This is a genomic window from Kitasatospora sp. NEAU-69 (assembly GCF_057158765.1).
This window is the reverse complement of the sequence record NZ_JBWXUE010000021.1, coordinates 97,754-113,600: the sequence shown is the minus strand read 5'-3', so window position 1 is coordinate 113,600 and position 15,847 is coordinate 97,754. Positions and strand designations below refer to the sequence as shown.

Genomic DNA, 15,847 nt, shown 5'->3' with positions numbered 1-15,847 from the left:
GTGCGCTCAGTTCGCTCAGGACGTGAAGACCACGCCCTCGTTCGACGGCTGGAGCGAGCCGACCGTGAACCCGGCGGGCGAGACGGTCAGCTGCTGGACCTGCTTGCCGTTGACGCCCAGCACGTTCGCGACCAGCTGGGTGGTCTCGTCCGGCGGGGTCACGGTGATGCCGGTCAGCACCTTGCAGCTCACGTCGCCCTTGTCGCAGGAGGCCCACTTGAGCCCGGAGAAGGCGGAGGTGCCCGGCTTGAGCGTCGCCTGTACCGGCTGGCCGGGCTGCGCGACGCGCGAACTGCCGGTCACCACCGCGCTGTTGTCGGCGAGCAGGCCGCCGTAGCCGAGGTAGCCGTAGACCGTGCAGGTGCGCGAGCTCTTGTTGGTGAGGATCACCATCGCGGAGCCGGGGTGATCGGGCTGGAGCTGGACGTCGGCCTTCAGGTCGGCGGTGTGGCAGCGGTCGGAGAGCTTCCCGCCGCTGGAGGCCGGCACCCCGGGCGCGACCGACTTGGCGGGCGCGGCGGCGGCCGGTGCGGCGGCCGACGTACGGGCCGCGCCGGAGGCACCGGAGCCGCCTGCTGCCGCCGCTGCCGCCGGTGAGGTGGCGGCAGCAGCCCCGGCGGAGGAGGTCGACGAGGTGTCGTCGTTGCAGGCCGCCGCGCCCAGCCCAAGCACCAGCACCGTGGCGGCCATCGCCGCTCCCCTGCCCATCCCCATGATCGTTCCTCGCAGCTCGTTGGACGGCGCTCGGTCGGCCCGTCCGGTCACTGTCAACGACGGTGGTGAGCGCCATCCGGGTTCGCCCCTGATCGTCCTGGTTGGGTAACAGCACGAGTCGCCCGGCCTGCGGAAACGCCGACGGCCGCCCGGCGTGGAGCCGGGCGGCCGTCAACAGGCGGTGGAACGGTCAGGCGGACGGCAGGTTGCGCGCCATCACGATCCGCTGGACCTGGTTGGTGCCCTCATAAATCTGCGTAATCTTCGCGTCGCGCATCATCCGCTCGACCGGGTAGTCGCGGGTGTAGCCGTAGCCGCCGAGCAGCTGGACGGCGTCGGTGGTGACCTCCATCGCGACGTCCGAGGCGAAGCACTTCGCGGCGGCACCGAAGAAGGTCAGGTCGGCGTCCACGCGCTGCGACTTGGCGGCGGCGGCGTAGGTGAGCTGGCGGGCGGCTTCCAGCTTCATCGCCATGTCGGCGAGCATGAACTGGATGCCCTGGAAGTCGCCGATCGGCTTGCCGAACTGCTTGCGCTCCTTGACGTAGCCGGCGGCGTAGTCGAGGGCGCCCTGGGCGATGCCCAGCGCCTGGGCGGCGATGGTGATGCGGGTGTGGTCGAGCGTCTTCATCGCGGTCGCGAAGCCGGTGCCCTCCTCGCCGATCATGCGGTCGGCGGGGATCCGGACGTTGTCCAGGTAGACCTCGCGGGTCGGCGAGCCCTTGATGCCGAGCTTCTTCTCCGGCGCGCCGAAGGAGACGCCCTCGTCGCTCTTCTCGACCACGAAGGCCGAGATTCCCTTCGAGCGCTTCTCGGGGTCGGTGACGGCCATCACGGTGTAGTACTCGGAGACGCCCGCGTTGGTGATCCAGCGCTTGACGCCGTTCAGCACCCAGAAGTCACCGTCGCGCACCGCGCGGGTCTTCATGCCGGCCGCGTCGGAACCGGCGTCCGGCTCGGAGAGGCAGTACGAGAACATGCCCTCGCCCCGGGCCAGCGCGCCCAGGTACTTGGCCTTCAGCTCCTCGGAGCCGGAGAGCTGGACCGGCAGCGAGCCGAGCTTGTTGACGGCCGGGATCAGCGAGGAGGACGCGCAGACCCGGGCCACCTCCTCGATCACCAGGACGGTGGCGAGCGCGTCGGCGCCGGCGCCGCCGTACTCCTCGGGGACGTGCACGGCGTGCAGGTCGTTGGCCTCCAGCGCGTCCCGGGCCTCCTGCGGGAACCGGCCGTGCTCGTCGACGTCGGCGGCGAACGGGGCGATCTTGGCCTCGGCGAGCGCACGCACCGTCTCACGGAGCATCTCGTGCTCCTCCGAGAGCTTGAACAGGTCGAACTCTGCACTGCCCGCCATGATGCGCTGCCCCTCTGGATAACAACGTTAATTACCGTTAAGTAGATCCTCATTCTAGGACCGTGCCCTGTCTATACCTCACGTGACATGCGTGACACATCGGGACAGCGGATACCATCGGTCCCTGCGCCCGCGCCGAGCTCGGCCGGGAGGCACCCCATCCCTCGCCCGTAAAAGGGGAAGTCCGTGGCCCTGCGCATCTCGGTGATCGGCACCGGCTATCTCGGCGCGACCCACGCCGCCTGCCTCGCCGAACTCGGCTTCGAGGTGCTCGGCATGGACATAGATCCGGAGAAGCTCGCCTCACTGGCCGCCGGACAGGTCCCGATGTACGAGCCCGGACTCTCCGAGCTGCTGATCAAGCACGTCGCGGGCCACCCCGGCTCGACCGGGCGGCTGCGCTTCACCAGCTCCTCGCAGGAGGTCGCCGACTTCGCCGACGTGCACTTCATCTGCGTGAACACGCCGCAGAAGAAGGGCGAGTTCGCGGCCGACATGTCGTACGTCGAGCTGGCCGTGGACGCGCTGGCGCCGCACCTGACCCGGCCCACGCTGGTGGTCGGCAAGTCCACCGTCCCGGTCGGCAGCGCGGCCCGGATGGCCGAGCGGCTGGTCGCGCTGGCGCCGGCCGGCGAGGGCGTCGAGCTCGCCTGGAACCCGGAGTTCCTGCGCGAGGGCTACGCGGTCGGCGACACGCTGCACCCGGACCGGATCGTCGTCGGCGTGCGCCCGGGCGGCCGCGCCGAGGAGCTGCTGCGCGAGGTCTACGCGTCGCCGATCGGCGACGGCGTGCCGCTCGTGGTCACCGACTTCGCGACCGCCGAGCTGGTCAAGGCCGCCGCGAACTCGTTCCTGGCCACCAAGATCTCCTTCATCAACGCGATGGCCGAGGTCTGCGAGAGCGCCGGCGCGGACGTCAACATGCTCAGCAAGGCGCTCTCCTACGACGAGCGGATCGGCGGCCGGTTCCTGAACGCCGGGCTCGGCTTCGGCGGCGGCTGCCTGCCCAAGGACATCCGGGCCTTCATGGCCCGCGCCGGCGAGCTCGGCGCCGACCAGGCACTGACCTTCCTGCGCGAGGTCGACTCGATCAACATGCGGCGCCGCTCCAAGATGGTCGAGCTGGCCCGCGAGCAGTGCGGCGGCGGCTTCCTGGACCGCCGGGTGGCGGTGCTCGGCGCCGCGTTCAAGCCGAACTCGGACGACATCCGCGACTCGCCCGCGCTCAACGTGGCCGGCCAGATCCAGCTCCAGGGCGCCCAGGTCACGGTCTACGACCCGAAGGCGATGGACAACGCCCGCAAGATGTTCCCGAGCCTGTCCTACGCCGCCTCGCCGTACGAGGCGGCGGCCGGTGCGCACGTGGTGCTGCACCTGACCGAGTGGCAGGAGTTCCGCGAGCTGGACCCGGTCGCGCTCGGCGCGGTGGTCGCCGAGCGGCGGCTGCTGGACGGGCGCAACGTGCTGGACGGCCCGAGCTGGCGCGAGGCCGGCTGGACGTACCGCGCGATGGGCCGCCCGTCGGCCGAGTAGCCACCGGGCGGGTCCGCAGCCGCTGCCACGGCCAAACGGACCGGGCTCAGGTCAGCAGGCCCTTCTTGTAGCCCTCGGCGACCGCCGCCGCGCGGTCCCGCACCCCCAGCTTCGCGTAGAGGTGCAGCAGGTGGGTCTTGATGGTGGCCTCGCTGATGAAGAGCCGCTTGGCCGACTCCTTGTTGGTGCTGCCCGCCGCGACCAGCCGCAGCACCTCCAGCTCGCGGTCCGTCAGCAGCTCGGAGGGCGCCGGCGCGGGCTCGCGCATCCGGCCGAGCAGCTTCTGCGCGACCGTCGGCGCGAGCACGGCCTGGCCCTGCCGGGCCGCCCGCACGGCACGCACCAGCTCGTCGCGCGGGGCGTCCTTGAGCAGGTAGCCGGTGGCGCCGGCCTCGATCGCGGGCAGCACGTCCCCGTCGGTGTCGAAGGTGGTCAGCACCAGCACCCGCAGCTCCGGTGCCCGCTCGCGCAGTTGCCGGATCGCCTCGACACCGCCGGTGCCGGGCATCCGCAGGTCCATCAGCACCACGTCCGGCGTCAGGGCCAGCGCCCGGTCCACCCCCTCGGCGCCGTCGCCGGCCTCGCCGACGACCTCGAAGTCCGGGTCGCCCTCGAAGACGCCGCGCAGGCCGTCACGCACGATGGGGTGGTCATCAACGATCAGCAGACGAATGGTCACAGCGCATTCTCCACCGGAACCGGCCCGGCCGTGGCCGTTGGCGTGGCCGTGGGCTGAGCGCGCAGGGCGGGGACGCTGACGCTGATCGCGGTGCCCTCACCCGGACTGCTCTCGATCTCCAGCGTGCCGCCGACCTGGCCGAGCCGGCGGCGCATCGCCGCCAGCCCGTAACTCTCGCCGCCGGTGGGCCCGTTCGCGTCGTCGGAGGGCGGGGTGAAGCCGGCGCCGTCGTCCAGGACGTCCAGCAGCACCACGTCATGGGTGTACGAGAGCGTGAGACCGGCGCGCGAGGCGCGGGCGTGCTTGGCGATGTTGGCCAGGCCCTCCTGGGCGGCCCGGAACAGCACCACCTCCAGCGCGGTGGAGAGCGTGAACGGCGCGCCGGTGATCGTCACCTGGGCCGGCACGCCCGAGGTCTGCGCCCAGCGCTCGGCCAAGCCCTGGACGGCCTCCGGCAGATGGGCCTCGACCAGCGGTCCGGGGCGCAGCGCCTGCACCGAGCGGCGGGCCTCGGTCAGGCTCTCCCGGGCCAGCCGGCGGGCGAGTTCGCGGTGCCGGGCGCGGCGCTCGGGGTCGCCGTCGAAGCGCTCGGCCGCCTCCAGCTGCGTGACGATGCCGGTCAGGCCCTGGGCGATGGTGTCGTGGATCTCGCCGGCCATCCGCTGCCGCTCGTCCAGCACCCCCGCCTCCCTGGCCTGCACCACCAACTGCGCGTGCAGGCCGGCGTTCTCCGCCATGGTCTCCCGCAGCCGCCGGTTCACCTCGGCCAACTCGTCGATCTGCTCGGCCCGTTGGCGGCTGCGCTGGTCCTCCTCGATGCTCTGGTAGGTGAGCGCGCCGGCGATCACGACGTTGACCACCACCAGCCCGGCATACAGCCCCAGCGTCGCGCCGTGCAGCGCCTGCACGCCGCCGACCTGCGTGGTGGCGATCATCGCGGCGGTGATCACGATGGCCGGCGGCCACAGCTTGCGGGGCAGCACGGCCGCTTGGAGGTAGCCGGTGAACGCGAAGAAGCCGAAGTAGGGGCTGAGCGTCACCAGCAGGCCGATCAGCACCAGCAGCCCGACGTAGAAGACCACCGCCCTGGCCCGGCGCTGCCCGCTCTCGGCGAAGCTGACGGCCATCAGCCGCTGCCAGAGCGCGGCGAGCGCCGAAAGCCCCAGGACCGCCGTGGAGAAACCGGCGCTTCCGGGGCTCAGGGCCAGCGAGAGGACTGCGGAGAGAGCCAGTCCGACGTAGGGGACGTACCGGTTGATCCAGCCGCGGAGAGCGTCCGAGGAGACGGGAGCCTTCGGAGCGGGAGTCTTGGGGTCCTGGTTCACGGTGACCATGATGGCGATCTTGTCGCGGACCGGAAGTCCCGGGGCCGCCGGGCCTACTCCCATCGGAAGGTCTTCGCGGCGACCAGGCCGGCGACCACGGTGTAGCCGGCCAGCACGAGCAGGTGCTGCCACAGCTGCCCCTCGCCGCTCCAGGCGTCCATCACCGCGCCGAACGGGATGAACTCGCAGACCCGCTGGAGCACGTGCGGCATCTGGGCGATCGGGAAGTACAGGCCGCTGGCGAAGAAGTTGAGGATCATCAGCGGCACGCCCATCGCGCTGGCGGCGCCACCGGTGCGGGCCCGCGCCGCGACCACCAGGCCCAGCGCCAGCACCGCGGTGCCGCCGAGCAGGAAAGAGACGAGGACCACGCCCGGGTTCGACGGGGTGGAGACGTGGAAGGCGAGCGCGCCGATCGCCACGATCACCGCGACACCCGCCGCGGCCAGCCCCGCGATCACCGTGACCAGCGCGGCGAGCATGCCGGCGGCCGGCACCGGGCTGACCGACAGCCTGCGCAGCACGTCCTTCTCGCGGTAGGCGGCCATGGTCATCGGCAGTGCGGTGAAGCCCAGGAAGAGCGGGACCATCGCGGCGAGCGTCGGCACGTAGACGTCGATCACCCGCTTGCCGCCCAGCGTGGCCGCCGCGGTCTGGAAGGCCGGGATGTTGCCGAACAGGATCACCAGCACGATCGGCAGGCCGAGCCAGATCGCGGCGACCGGCTCGCGCAGCAGCAGCTTGGCCTGGGTGACGGTCAGGGTGCGGAAACCGCGGCGGGGCATGCTCAGGGCGGGCAGGCTAAGCATGGACATGTCAGTAGCTCCTTGAAGGTGGGGCGCGATCGGGGCAGGGCGGGGTGGAAAGGGGCGGGTCAGTGCGCGTCGGTGTGGGCGGTCAGCGCGATGAACGCGTCGTCCAGGCTGGCCTGTTCGACCCGCAGGTCGGCGGCGATGATCTGCCGGCGGGCCAGCTGCGAGGTGACCACGTGCACCAGGTTCCCGGTGCCGGTGATCTCGACCACCGGCCCGTGCCAGCTCAGCCCGGTCACCTCGGGCAGCGAGCGCAGCACCTCCTCGTCCAGCGGGGCCGACGGTCGGAACCGCATCCGCTGCTGCCGGCCGGCCAGCGCGGCCAGCCCGGCCGGGGTGTCCACCGCGACCACCCGGCCGCCGTCGATCAGCGCGACCCGGTCGCAGAGCCGCTCGGCCTCCTCCATGAAGTGGGTGACCAGCAGCACGGTGACACCGGCGTCGCGGATCTGCTCGACCAGCTCCCAGGTGGTGCGGCGGGCGTGCGGGTCCAGGCCGGTGGTCAGCTCGTCCAGCACCACCGCCTTCGGGTTGCCGATCATGGCCAACGCGATCGCCAGGCGCTGCTTCTGGCCGCCGGAGAGCTTCTTGTAGCGGGCGTCCGCCTTGTCGGCCAGACCGAGCCGGTTCATCAGCTCGACCGGGTCGGCCGGGTCCCGGTAGAACGACGCGTACAGGTCGAGCGCCTCACGGACCTTCAGCTTGTCCGGCAGGCCGCTCTCCTGGAGCTGGACGCCGAGCACCTGGCGCAGCGCGTCGCGCCGGCGGACCGGGTCGAGGCCGAGCACCGAGAGCCGGCCGCCGTCCGGCCTGCGCAGACCGGCCAGGCACTCGACGGTGGTGGTCTTGCCGGCGCCGTTCGGGCCGAGGATCCCGAAGATCTCGCCCTGCTCGACCTGGAACGACACGTCGTGCACGGCCGTCTCGTGCCCGTACCGCTTGTTCAGGTGCTCGACCTCGATGACCGCCATGACCGGTTCCCCCTCTGCTGTGTCCCGCTGCCGCGTCCTGCTGCTCTCTCGCTGTGACACCAGAATCCCGCGCGGGGGCGGCGCGGCGGATCGACCGGAAGGCTCGCGTGGCGACCGATCAGGCTGATCCCCGGCATCAACCGATCGGTTGATGCCGGGGTGCCTGGAGTGCCTGAGGTGCCCGGCCAGGAATGCGGCGCCGGCCGGGCCGGTTCGAGTAGGCATGAGCGACTACCGGGACAAGGCGGCCGTCCGCGAGATCCTCACCGGCACCGGGGACACCTGGGCCGTGGTGGGCCTCTCCACCAACCAGCGCCGCGCGGCGTACGGCGTGGCGCAGGTGCTGCAGCGGTACGGCAAACGGATCGTGCCTGTGCACCCCAAGGCCGAGACGGTCCTCGGCGAGCAGGGGTACGCCTCGCTCGCCGAGATCCCGTTCAAGGTCGATGTGGTGGACGTCTTCGTGAACAGCGAGCTGGCCGGCGAGGTCGCCGACCAGGCGGTGGCGGCCGGCGCGGACGCGGTCTGGTTCCAGCTGGGCGTGCTCGACGAAGCCGCCTACCAGCGGACCACGGCCGCCGGGCTGACGATGGTGATGGACGTCTGCCCGGCGATCGAGATCCCGCTGCTCTAGCGCCTGTCGCGTTCCAGCCGGGCCGGCCGGCCGCTCAGCCGTCCAGCTGGGCGAGCGTGGCGATCGACGGCCGGCGGGTGCGGCGCAGCTCGCGCGCCACGCCCTCGGCGTCGCGCAGCACCCGCACCGCGTTTCCCCAGGTCAGCTTCGCCAGGTCGACCTCGGACCAGCCGCGCCCGAGCAGCTCGGCGATCAGGTTCGGGTAGCCGGAGACGTCCTCCAGGCCGGCCGGCAGGAAGGCCGTGCCGTCGTAGTCGCCGCCCAGGCCCAGGTGGTCGATGCCAGCCACCTCGCGCATGTGGTCCAGGTGGTCGGCGACGGTGGCCACGGTCGCGATCGGGCGTGGGTTCTCGGCCTCGAAGGCGTGCAGCACCTCCATCGCGTCCGGGGTGTGCGCCAGGTGGTGGAAGCCGCGCGCCTCCAGCGCCTTGCCGGCCCGCTCCACCCACTCCCAGGCGTCGGCGAGCACGAACTGCGGCACGAAGGTGGCCATCGCGACGCCGCCGTTGGCGGGCAGCTGCGCCAGCACGTCGTCCGGGATGTTGCGCGGGTGGGCGCAGACCGCGCGCGAGGAGGAGTGCGAGAAGATCACCGGCGCCTCGGTGACCCGCAGCGCCGCGCGCATGGTGTCGGCCGAGGTGTGCGAGAGGTCCACCAGCATGCCGAGCCGGTTCATCTCGCGGACCACCTCCTCGCCGAACCTGGTCAGCCCGCCGTGGGCCGGCTCGTCGGTCGCGGAGTCGGCCCACGGCACGTTGTCGTTGTGAGTCAGCGTCATGTAGCGCACGCCGAGCTCGTACAGCGCACGCAGCGTGGCCGGCGAGGAGTTGATGCTGTGGCCGCCCTCGGCGCCCATCAGCGAGGCGATCCTGCCCTCGACCCGGGCGGCCTCCAGCTCGTCGGCCGAGGCGGCCAGCCGCAGCCGGTCCGGGAAGCGGGCGACCAGCGCCCGGACGAAGTCGATCTGCTCCAGCGTGGCGCTGACCGCGGCGTCCCCCGCGAGGCGGGAGGGGACGTAGACGGACCAGAACTGCGCACCGACCCCGCCGGCTCGCAGCCGGTCGAGGTCGGTGTGCAGCTTGTCGCGCTGATCGGCCGCCAGGTCGAGGGCGTCCAGGTCGTAGCCGACCAGGTTGCGCATCGCCCAGGGCAGGTCGTTGTGACCGTCCACCACGGGCGACTCGGCGAGCAGGAGGCGGGCGCGGTCGAGAAGTTCGGGAGTCATGCCCCCATGGTTACTACGTCCCGACCGCGGTTACCACGTGGCACACATGGCGCACATGGCGCGTGCGGCTGCTACTTGGCGAAGCCGAAGGACTGCGAGCCCGCGACCTTGGCGCGCAGCTTCTTGCCCTTCTCGGTCGCCTGGGCGTTCAGCTCGGCCTGGAACTCGGTCATCCGCTCCAGCAGTTCCGGGTCGAACGCGGCGAGCGTGCGCACCGCGAGCAGGCCGGCGTTGCGGGCGCCGGCCACCGAGACGGTGGCGACCGGCACGCCGGCCGGCATCTGGACGATCGAGAGCAGGCTGTCCATGCCGTCCAGGTAGCGCAGCGGCACCGGGACGCCGATCACCGGCAGCGGGGTCACCGAGGCGAGCATGCCCGGCAGGTGGGCGGCGCCGCCGGCGCCCGCGATGATCGCCTTCAGGCCGCGCCGGTGCGCCTGCTCGCCGTACTCGATCATCTCGCGCGGCATCCGGTGCGCGGAGAGCACGTTGACCTCGTACGGCACCTCGAACTCGTCGAGCGCCTGGGCGGCGGCCTCCATCACGGACCAGTCGGAGTCGGAACCCATGGCGATGCCGACGAGCGGCGTGGTGCTGCTGGTCATTCGGTGATCGTGCCTCTCAGGTAGGCGGCCGCGTGCCGCGCCCGCTCGCGCACGTCTTCGAGGTCGTCCCCGAAGACGGTGACGTGACCGACCTTGCGGCCGGGCTTCACGTCCTTGCCGTACATGTGGATCCGCAGGCCCGGGTCACGGGCCATGCAGTGCAGGAACGCGTGGTACATGTCGGGGTAGTCGCCGCCGAGCACGTTGACCATCACGGTCCACTTGGCGCGCGGGCGCGGGTCGCCGAGCGGCAGGTCGAGCACCGCCCGCAGGTGGTTCTCGAACTGCGAGGTGACCGCGCCGTCGATCGACCAGTGGCCGGAGTTGTGCGGGCGCATCGCGAGCTCGTTGACCAGCAGCCGGCCGTCCCGGGTCTGGAACAGCTCGACGGCCAGGTGGCCGGTGATGTCCAGCTCGCCGGCGATCCGCAGCGCGAGCGCCTGGGCCTCGCCGGCCAGCGCCGAGTCCAGGTCGGGGGCCGGGGCGGTGACCTCGGCGCAGACGCCGTTCTCCTGGAGGCTCTCCACCACCGGGTAGGAGACCGCCTGGCCGCTGGGCGAGCGGACCACGTTCGCGGCGAGCTCGCGCAGGAAGTCCACCTTCTCCTCGGCCAGCACCGGGACGCCGGCCAGGAACGGGTCCCGCGCCTGCTCCTCGTCGGCCACCACCCAGACGCCCTTGCCGTCGTAGCCGCCGCGCACGGTCTTCAGGACGACGGGGTAGCCCTCGCCCTCGTTCGCGAAGGCGGTGACGTCGGCCGGGTCGGCGACCAGGCGGTGGCGCGGGCAGGGGGCACCGATCGAGTCGAGCTTGGCCCGCATCACGCCCTTGTCCTGCGCGTTGACCAGCGCGTCCGGGCCCGGACGGACCGCGATGCCCTCGGCCTGGAGCGCGCGCAGGTGCTCGGTCGGCACGTGCTCGTGGTCGAAGGTCACCACGTCGCAGTCGGCGGCGAAGCGGCGCAACGTCTCCAGATCGCGGTAGTCGCCGAGCACGGTGTCGGCGACCACCTGGGCCGCCGAGTCCTGCGGGGTGTCGGCGAGGACCTTGAACCGCACGCCGAGCGGGATCCCCGCCTGGTGTGCCATGCGGGAGAGCTGCCCGCCGCCGATCATGCCTACCACGGGAAATTTGGCGCTGCCCTGAATTCTCACGTTGCCAGGATATCGGCCGGTCGGGAGGGGTCCGCCCACGGGCGCGGGCGGCTTGCGCGTTCGTGTGCCGGCCGACGGCGCTCGACGGCCGCACGGAAGCCGGTAGCCTGGATGGTCGGACCCCGCTGAGCACTGCTACCGCACAGGTGCCGGGACGGGGACTCGCGGCGCGCGGCCGGACCGCGCGCGGACGCGCCCCGCTCGGCAACCAGGCACAGGAGACCTCCTCGGATGACCGTGACCAATTCCCACCGGCGCCCCTCCCTGCTCCAGCGCGTGCGCGGCGCCTCCGGTGAGGTCGTGAAGTTCGGCATAGTCGGGCTCGTCGGCATGGCGGTGAACTTCGGCGTCACGAACGCCGTGCTGCACGCCACCGGCTGGGCGCCGGTGCGCTCCTCGGTGATCGGCACCCTGGTGGCGATCGTGGTCAACTACCTCGGCTACCGCTACTGGGTCTACCGCGACAGCGACGCGGCCTCGCGGCGCCGCGAGATCACGCTCTTCCTGATCTTCAGCGCCATCGGCATGCTGATCGAGAACGGCACCCTCTGGATCGCCACGTACCAGCTGGGGCTGCACGGCACGGTCGCGACCAACGGCGCCAAGATGGTCGGCACCGTGCTGGGCACGCTGTTCCGGTTCTTCTCGTACCGCACCTGGGTGTTCAAGGCGATGCCGGAGCTGGCCGAGCACGAGCACCAGGCGAGCGCGCCGGCGGCGGGTTCCCCGGTCGTGGTGGCCCAGGCCGAGCGGTTCCTGGCCGACGGCGACCCGGTGAAGTACCTCAACCACTAGAGCCCGTCTGCCGGGCCCTACTCGCACTACTCGCCCTACTCGTCAGCCGTACCGCTGCTGCCGCGCTCACTGCGCGGCAGGAAGAGCGCGAAGACCGGCGGCTTGAGCGAGAGCAGCTCCAGCCGCCCGCCGTCCGCCTCGGCCAGGTCCCGCGCGACGGCGAGTCCGATGCCGGTGGAGTTGCGGCCACTGACCGTCCGTTCGAACACCCGGTTGCCGAGCTCGGCCGGCACGCCCGCGCCCTCGTCCTGCACCTCGACCACCACCGAGCCGCCCGACGGCCGCACCCGCAGCGTGACCGTGCCGGCGCCGTGCATCAGCGAGTTCTCGATCAGCGTGGCCAGCACCTGGGAGACCGTGCCCGGGGTGCCCATCGCGATGACCCCGGCCAGCCCCTCGATCACCAGCCGCCGCGCCGAGCTGCGCATGGTCGCCGCCCACTCCTCGCGCTGCTGCTTGATCACCTCGTCCAGCTCGAAACCGGCCGCGCTGGGGCCGTGCGCGTCACGCTGGTTGGTGAGCAGCCGCTGCACCACGTCGGTCAGCCGCTCGACCTGCTGCAGCGCGATGGTGGCCTCCTCGCGGACGGTCTCCGGCTGGTGGGCCAGCGCGGTGATCTCCTCCAGCCGCATGGAGAGCGCGGTGAGCGGGGTGCGCAGCTGGTGCGAGGCGTCGGCGGCGAGCCGTCGCTCGGCGGTGAGCATCCGGCCGATCCGCTCGGCGCTGGCGTCCAGCACCTCGGCCACCCGGTCGAGTTCGGGCACGCCGAAGCGGCGGTCGCGCGGGCGCGGGTCGCCGGAGCCGAGCCGCTCGGCGGTCTCGGCGAGGTCGGTGAGCGGCCGGGCCAGCCGGCGGGCCTGCCAGACGGCGAGCGCGACCGCGGCCTGGACGGCGAGCAGCGCGACCAGGCCGAGCAGCAGCAGCATGTTGCCGATCTCGTGATCGACGTCCGAGCGGGACTGTTCGACCGTCACGGTCTCGCCGCCGGCACCGACCTCGCTGGCCGTCAGCGGGTTGCTGCCGCTCGGCCGGGTGCCGGCGATGATCAGCGGCTGGCCGGGGATCCGGATCTCGGCGTAGCTGCCCTCGGTGACCTGGGACTTGATCCGCTCCCCGGTCACCGGCTCACCGGCCGCCGGCCGGCTCTCCACCAGCCCGAGCAGCCGCACCGCGGCGGCGTCCACCCGGGCCTGCGCCGAGTTGACGATGCTCTGCTTCTCCACCAGCGCGAGCGGCACGCAGAACACCACCACGACCACCAGCACCACGCCGAGCAGCGAGTTGATCATCCTGCGCTTCACGCGGTGGAGCCCTCAGTTCAGTTCTTCTCGAAGCGGAAGCCGACGCCGCGGACGGTGGCGATGTAGCGCGGGTTGGTCGCGTCGTCGCCGAGCTTCTTGCGCAGCCAGGAGATGTGCATGTCCAGGGTCTTGGTGGAGGTCCACCAGGTGGTGTCCCAGACCTGGCGCATGATGTCCTCGCGGGTCACCACCCGGCCCGCGTCCCGGACCAGCACCCGGAGCAGTTCGAACTCCTTCGCGGAGAGGGTCAGTTCCTCCTCGCCGACCCAGGCGCGATGGGACTCGATGTCGATCCGGACGCCGTGCGCGCCGGTGGAGAGCGAGTCGACGTTGCCGCGGCGCAGCAGGGCGCGGACCCGGGCGAGCAGTTCGGCCAGGCGGAACGGCTTCGTCACGTAGTCGTCGGCGCCGGCGTCCAGGCCGACCACGGTGTCCACCTCGTCCGCGCGGGCGGTGAGCACGAGGACCGGGCAGCTCTTGCCGTCCGCACGGAGCCGGCGGCAGACCTCCAGGCCGTCCATGTGGGGCAGACCGAGGTCGAGGACGACCAGGTCGACCTCCTCCTCCAGCCCTGCCGCCAGGGCGGCGGGACCGTCCTCGCGGACGAGCACCTCGTAGCCCTCGCGGCGCAGCGCGCGGGCCAGCGGTTCCGAGATAGCCGGGTCGTCCTCGGCGAGCAGCACACAGGTCATGGGGCGATGGTAGTCCGCCCGGGCCCGGCCGATCAGTCCCGCGTGGCGGCCCGGTGACCGACCGTCGGCGTTGCGGGTGTGAACTAGTTCACAGGCGGTAGTCACCGGATAACGGTCACATCTCGCATTCATTCGGCGACACGCCCGGACCTACCGAAGAATCCACTGTTCGACCTTGGCTTCGAAGGAGCGATTGGCGCCGTACCATCGATTGCGGCAAGGTAAGTGAACGACGGCTTACATGCCCGTTACCGACTTGATGTCCTTTGTCCGGCCATGTCGTGAAAACCCGGACGTACAGTGGTCCAGTCCCCGTGTCACACGCCGTGGACACCCCACCTGCCCGAGCAGCGAGCAGGAGCTCCCCGGCGTTCGGACGCGCCCGTCCCACCCCCCTTATGGACGGGGCCGCGTCCCAGACAGTCAGGCAAGGAACAAATCACTCATGGCGTCAACCACCACCTTGGACGCCGGCGCACAGCCGGTCGCCCCTTCTGGCGGCAAGACCTTCTTCGGGCACCCCCGGGGACTCGCCACGCTCTTCATGACGGAGACCTGGGAGCGGTTCAGCTTCTACGGCATGCGGGCCCTGCTCGTGCTCTACATGACGGCCGGCGTCGCCCACGGCGGCCTCGGCATGAAGGCCGCACTCGCGGCCGCGATCTACAGCGTTTACAACGCCATGGTGTACCTGCTCGCCCTGCCGGGCGGCTGGATCGCCGACCGCTTCCTCGGCGCCCGCAAGACGGTCGCCTTCGGCGGCGCGATCATCATGATCGGCCACTTCCTGCTGGCCGTGCCGGTCGAGTCGTCGTTCTTCGTCGGCCTGGTCTTCATCGCGGTCGGCTCCGGCCTGCTGAAGGCCAACATCTCGACCATGGTCGGCCACCTCTACGAGGGCCCGAACGACCCGCGTCGTGACGGTGGCTTCACCATCTTCTACATGGGCATCAACCTCGGTGCCTTCCTGGCGCCGCTGGTCATCGGCACGGTCGGCCAGAGCGTCAACTGGCACCTCGGGTTCGCGCTCGCCGGCATCGGCATGGCGCTGGGCCTGGGCCAGTACCTGCTCGGCACCCGCCACCTGAGCCCGAAGAGCAGCGTCGTCAACTCGCCGATCACCCCGGTCGAGAAGAGCGCGATCCTGCGCAAGGCCGGCCTCTGGCTGGCGGCGGCCGTGGTCTTCTACGGCGTCGTGGTGGCCACCGGCCACTTCACCATCGACTGGGCGGTCTGGCCGCTGTCGATCGCCGGCATCGCGATCCCGGTGATCGTCTTCGCCCGGATCAAGCGGGACAAGGACCTCGACGAGACCGACCAGTCGAAGATCCGCGGCTTCGTGTGGCTCTTCGTGGTCGCCGCCGTGTTCTGGATGATCTACGACCAGTCCGGCTCCACGCTGAGCGTCTTCGCCGACCAGAGCACCAAGCTGTCGATCTTCGGCGGGCACTTCCCGTCCAGCTGGTTCCAGTCGCTGAACCCGCTGTACATCATGGCGCTGGCCCCGGTCTTCGCCTGGCTCTGGGTCTGGCTGGCACAGCGCGCCAAGAACCCCAGCACCACGATGAAGTTCGCCATCGGCCTGCTGCTGATCGGTGCCTCGTTCCTGGTCATGATGCTGGCGATCGCGGCGGCCAGCGGTGGCCACAAGGTCAGCCCGCTCTGGCTGGCGCTGGTCTACCTGGTCCAGACGGTCGGCGAGCTGACGCTCTCCCCGGTCGGCCTGTCCGTCACCACCAAGCTGGCCCCGGCGAAGTACGCCAGCCAGATGATGGGCATCTGGTTCCTCGCCGTCACCGCCGGAGACTGCACCGCGGCCATCATCCAGCTGGGCATGAGCGACAACGCCGTGAACAGCACCTGGTACTTCGCCGTGCAGGGCGTGGCGGCCATCCTGGCCGGCGTCGCGCTGTGGATGTACCGCAAGAAGGTCGTCAAGCTGATGGGCAACGTGCACTGATGTGACCTGTTGATCCAATGCGTCGGGCCGGTACCCAGTGGGTGACTGCCCCACGAACCGGAGTAACAAGGTCAAGGCTCCCCCCCCCCCACA

At 71.3% G+C, this 15,847-nt stretch carries 15 protein-coding genes; 4 read left to right on the top strand and 11 right to left on the bottom strand.

Annotation, left to right across the window (positions count from 1 at the left end; translation table 11 throughout):
- Window positions 1-15: 15 nt before the first annotated feature.
- Both AC060L_RS23745 and AC060L_RS23740 read right to left on the bottom strand, forming a co-directional pair.
- The gene (locus AC060L_RS23745) at window positions 16-708 is read right to left on the bottom strand and encodes a DUF4232 domain-containing protein (protein ID WP_483800899.1); all 693 of its coding nucleotides are present in this window, start codon (window positions 706-708) and stop codon (window positions 16-18) included.
- Window positions 709-904: 196 nt separating this feature from the next.
- Entirely contained in the window at window positions 905-2,068 is a 1,164-nt protein-coding gene (locus tag AC060L_RS23740) for an acyl-CoA dehydrogenase family protein (protein WP_483800898.1), read from the bottom strand.
- Between the two features lie 186 nt (window positions 2,069-2,254).
- Between AC060L_RS23740 and AC060L_RS23735 the strand changes: the two genes are divergently transcribed.
- Window positions 2,255-3,601, top strand: coding sequence for a UDP-glucose dehydrogenase family protein (locus tag AC060L_RS23735; protein ID WP_483800897.1), 1,347 nt, complete (start codon window positions 2,255-2,257; stop codon window positions 3,599-3,601).
- 46 nt (window positions 3,602-3,647) lie between these two features.
- On the opposite strand, the gene AC060L_RS23730 is transcribed toward AC060L_RS23735, so the two are convergent.
- Genes AC060L_RS23730 through AC060L_RS23715 form a run of 4 tightly spaced genes read right to left on the bottom strand, consistent with a single transcriptional unit; the run spans window position 3,648 to window position 7,388 of the window.
- Window positions 3,648-4,280 carry a response regulator gene (locus tag AC060L_RS23730; RefSeq protein WP_483800896.1) on the bottom strand — a complete coding sequence of 211 codons (633 nt, stop codon included), beginning with the start codon at window positions 4,278-4,280 and terminating at the stop codon, window positions 3,648-3,650.
- Window positions 4,277-5,614: a sensor histidine kinase gene (locus tag AC060L_RS23725; protein ID WP_483800895.1), complete on the bottom strand. Its 1,338-nt coding sequence runs from the start codon at window positions 5,612-5,614 to the stop codon at window positions 4,277-4,279. Before AC060L_RS23725 ends, AC060L_RS23730 begins: the two co-directional genes overlap by 4 nt.
- A gap of 44 nt (window positions 5,615-5,658) precedes the next feature.
- Window positions 5,659-6,420, bottom strand: a complete 762-nt coding sequence (locus AC060L_RS23720) for an ABC transporter permease (protein ID WP_483800894.1) — start codon at window positions 6,418-6,420, stop codon at window positions 5,659-5,661.
- Window positions 6,421-6,479: 59 nt separating this feature from the next.
- Window positions 6,480-7,388 (bottom strand): ABC transporter ATP-binding protein, encoded by a 909-nt coding sequence (locus tag AC060L_RS23715; RefSeq protein WP_483800893.1) that lies wholly within the window; start codon window positions 7,386-7,388, stop codon window positions 6,480-6,482.
- 223 nt (window positions 7,389-7,611) lie between these two features.
- Here AC060L_RS23715 and AC060L_RS23710 point away from each other — a divergent pair, with 223 nt between their 5' ends.
- The gene (locus AC060L_RS23710) at window positions 7,612-8,022 is read left to right on the top strand and encodes a CoA-binding protein (protein WP_483800892.1); all 411 of its coding nucleotides are present in this window, start codon (window positions 7,612-7,614) and stop codon (window positions 8,020-8,022) included.
- A 34-nt stretch (window positions 8,023-8,056) separates the two neighbouring features.
- On the opposite strand, the gene AC060L_RS23705 is transcribed toward AC060L_RS23710, so the two are convergent.
- From AC060L_RS23705 to AC060L_RS23695, 3 genes are all read right to left on the bottom strand, one after another.
- The gene (locus tag AC060L_RS23705; protein WP_483800891.1) at window positions 8,057-9,247 is read right to left on the bottom strand and encodes a dipeptidase; all 1,191 of its coding nucleotides are present in this window, start codon (window positions 9,245-9,247) and stop codon (window positions 8,057-8,059) included.
- A gap of 71 nt (window positions 9,248-9,318) precedes the next feature.
- Window positions 9,319-9,852, bottom strand: coding sequence for a 5-(carboxyamino)imidazole ribonucleotide mutase (gene purE, locus AC060L_RS23700; protein ID WP_483800890.1), 534 nt, complete (start codon window positions 9,850-9,852; stop codon window positions 9,319-9,321).
- Window positions 9,849-10,940: a 5-(carboxyamino)imidazole ribonucleotide synthase gene (locus AC060L_RS23695; protein WP_483800889.1), complete on the bottom strand. Its 1,092-nt coding sequence runs from the start codon at window positions 10,938-10,940 to the stop codon at window positions 9,849-9,851. The genes purE and AC060L_RS23695 overlap by 4 nt, the downstream gene beginning before the upstream one ends.
- Before the next feature lie 297 nt (window positions 10,941-11,237).
- On the opposite strand from AC060L_RS23695, the gene AC060L_RS23690 reads away from it, so the two are divergent.
- Window positions 11,238-11,801, top strand: a complete 564-nt coding sequence (locus AC060L_RS23690; RefSeq protein WP_483800888.1) for a GtrA family protein — start codon at window positions 11,238-11,240, stop codon at window positions 11,799-11,801.
- Window positions 11,802-11,836: 35 nt separating this feature from the next.
- Here AC060L_RS23690 and AC060L_RS23685 read toward each other — a convergent pair whose 3' ends face one another.
- Entirely contained in the window at window positions 11,837-13,102 is a 1,266-nt protein-coding gene (locus AC060L_RS23685; RefSeq protein ID WP_483800887.1) for an ATP-binding protein, read from the bottom strand.
- A gap of 17 nt (window positions 13,103-13,119) precedes the next feature.
- A complete protein-coding gene (locus AC060L_RS23680; protein ID WP_483800886.1) occupies window positions 13,120-13,794 on the bottom strand; it encodes a response regulator transcription factor in 675 nt (224 codons plus the stop codon).
- A 445-nt stretch (window positions 13,795-14,239) separates the two neighbouring features.
- Between AC060L_RS23680 and AC060L_RS23675 the strand changes: the two genes are divergently transcribed.
- Window positions 14,240-15,754, top strand: a complete 1,515-nt coding sequence (locus tag AC060L_RS23675; protein ID WP_483800885.1) for a peptide MFS transporter — start codon at window positions 14,240-14,242, stop codon at window positions 15,752-15,754.
- Window positions 15,755-15,847: the final 93 nt, after the last annotated feature.

Coding starts and splice junctions, on each gene's coding strand:
- AC060L_RS23740 (WP_483800898.1), bottom strand. CDS start 2,068: ATGGCGGGCAGTGCAGAGTTCGACCTGTTCAAGCTCTCGGAGGAGCAC.
- AC060L_RS23675 (WP_483800885.1), top strand. CDS start 14,240: ATGGCGTCAACCACCACCTTGGACGCCGGCGCACAGCCGGTCGCCCCT.
- AC060L_RS23710 (WP_483800892.1), top strand. CDS start 7,612: ATGAGCGACTACCGGGACAAGGCGGCCGTCCGCGAGATCCTCACCGGC.
- AC060L_RS23705 (WP_483800891.1), bottom strand. CDS start 9,247: ATGACTCCCGAACTTCTCGACCGCGCCCGCCTCCTGCTCGCCGAGTCG.
- AC060L_RS23715 (WP_483800893.1), bottom strand. CDS start 7,388: ATGGCGGTCATCGAGGTCGAGCACCTGAACAAGCGGTACGGGCACGAG.
- AC060L_RS23745 (WP_483800899.1), bottom strand. CDS start 708: ATGGGCAGGGGAGCGGCGATGGCCGCCACGGTGCTGGTGCTTGGGCTG.
- AC060L_RS23690 (WP_483800888.1), top strand. CDS start 11,238: ATGACCGTGACCAATTCCCACCGGCGCCCCTCCCTGCTCCAGCGCGTG.
- AC060L_RS23680 (WP_483800886.1), bottom strand. CDS start 13,794: ATGACCTGTGTGCTGCTCGCCGAGGACGACCCGGCTATCTCGGAACCG.
- AC060L_RS23695 (WP_483800889.1), bottom strand. CDS start 10,940: ATGGCACACCAGGCGGGGATCCCGCTCGGCGTGCGGTTCAAGGTCCTC.
- AC060L_RS23725 (WP_483800895.1), bottom strand. CDS start 5,614: ATGGTCACCGTGAACCAGGACCCCAAGACTCCCGCTCCGAAGGCTCCC.
- purE (WP_483800890.1), bottom strand. CDS start 9,852: ATGACCAGCAGCACCACGCCGCTCGTCGGCATCGCCATGGGTTCCGAC.
- AC060L_RS23720 (WP_483800894.1), bottom strand. CDS start 6,420: ATGTCCATGCTTAGCCTGCCCGCCCTGAGCATGCCCCGCCGCGGTTTC.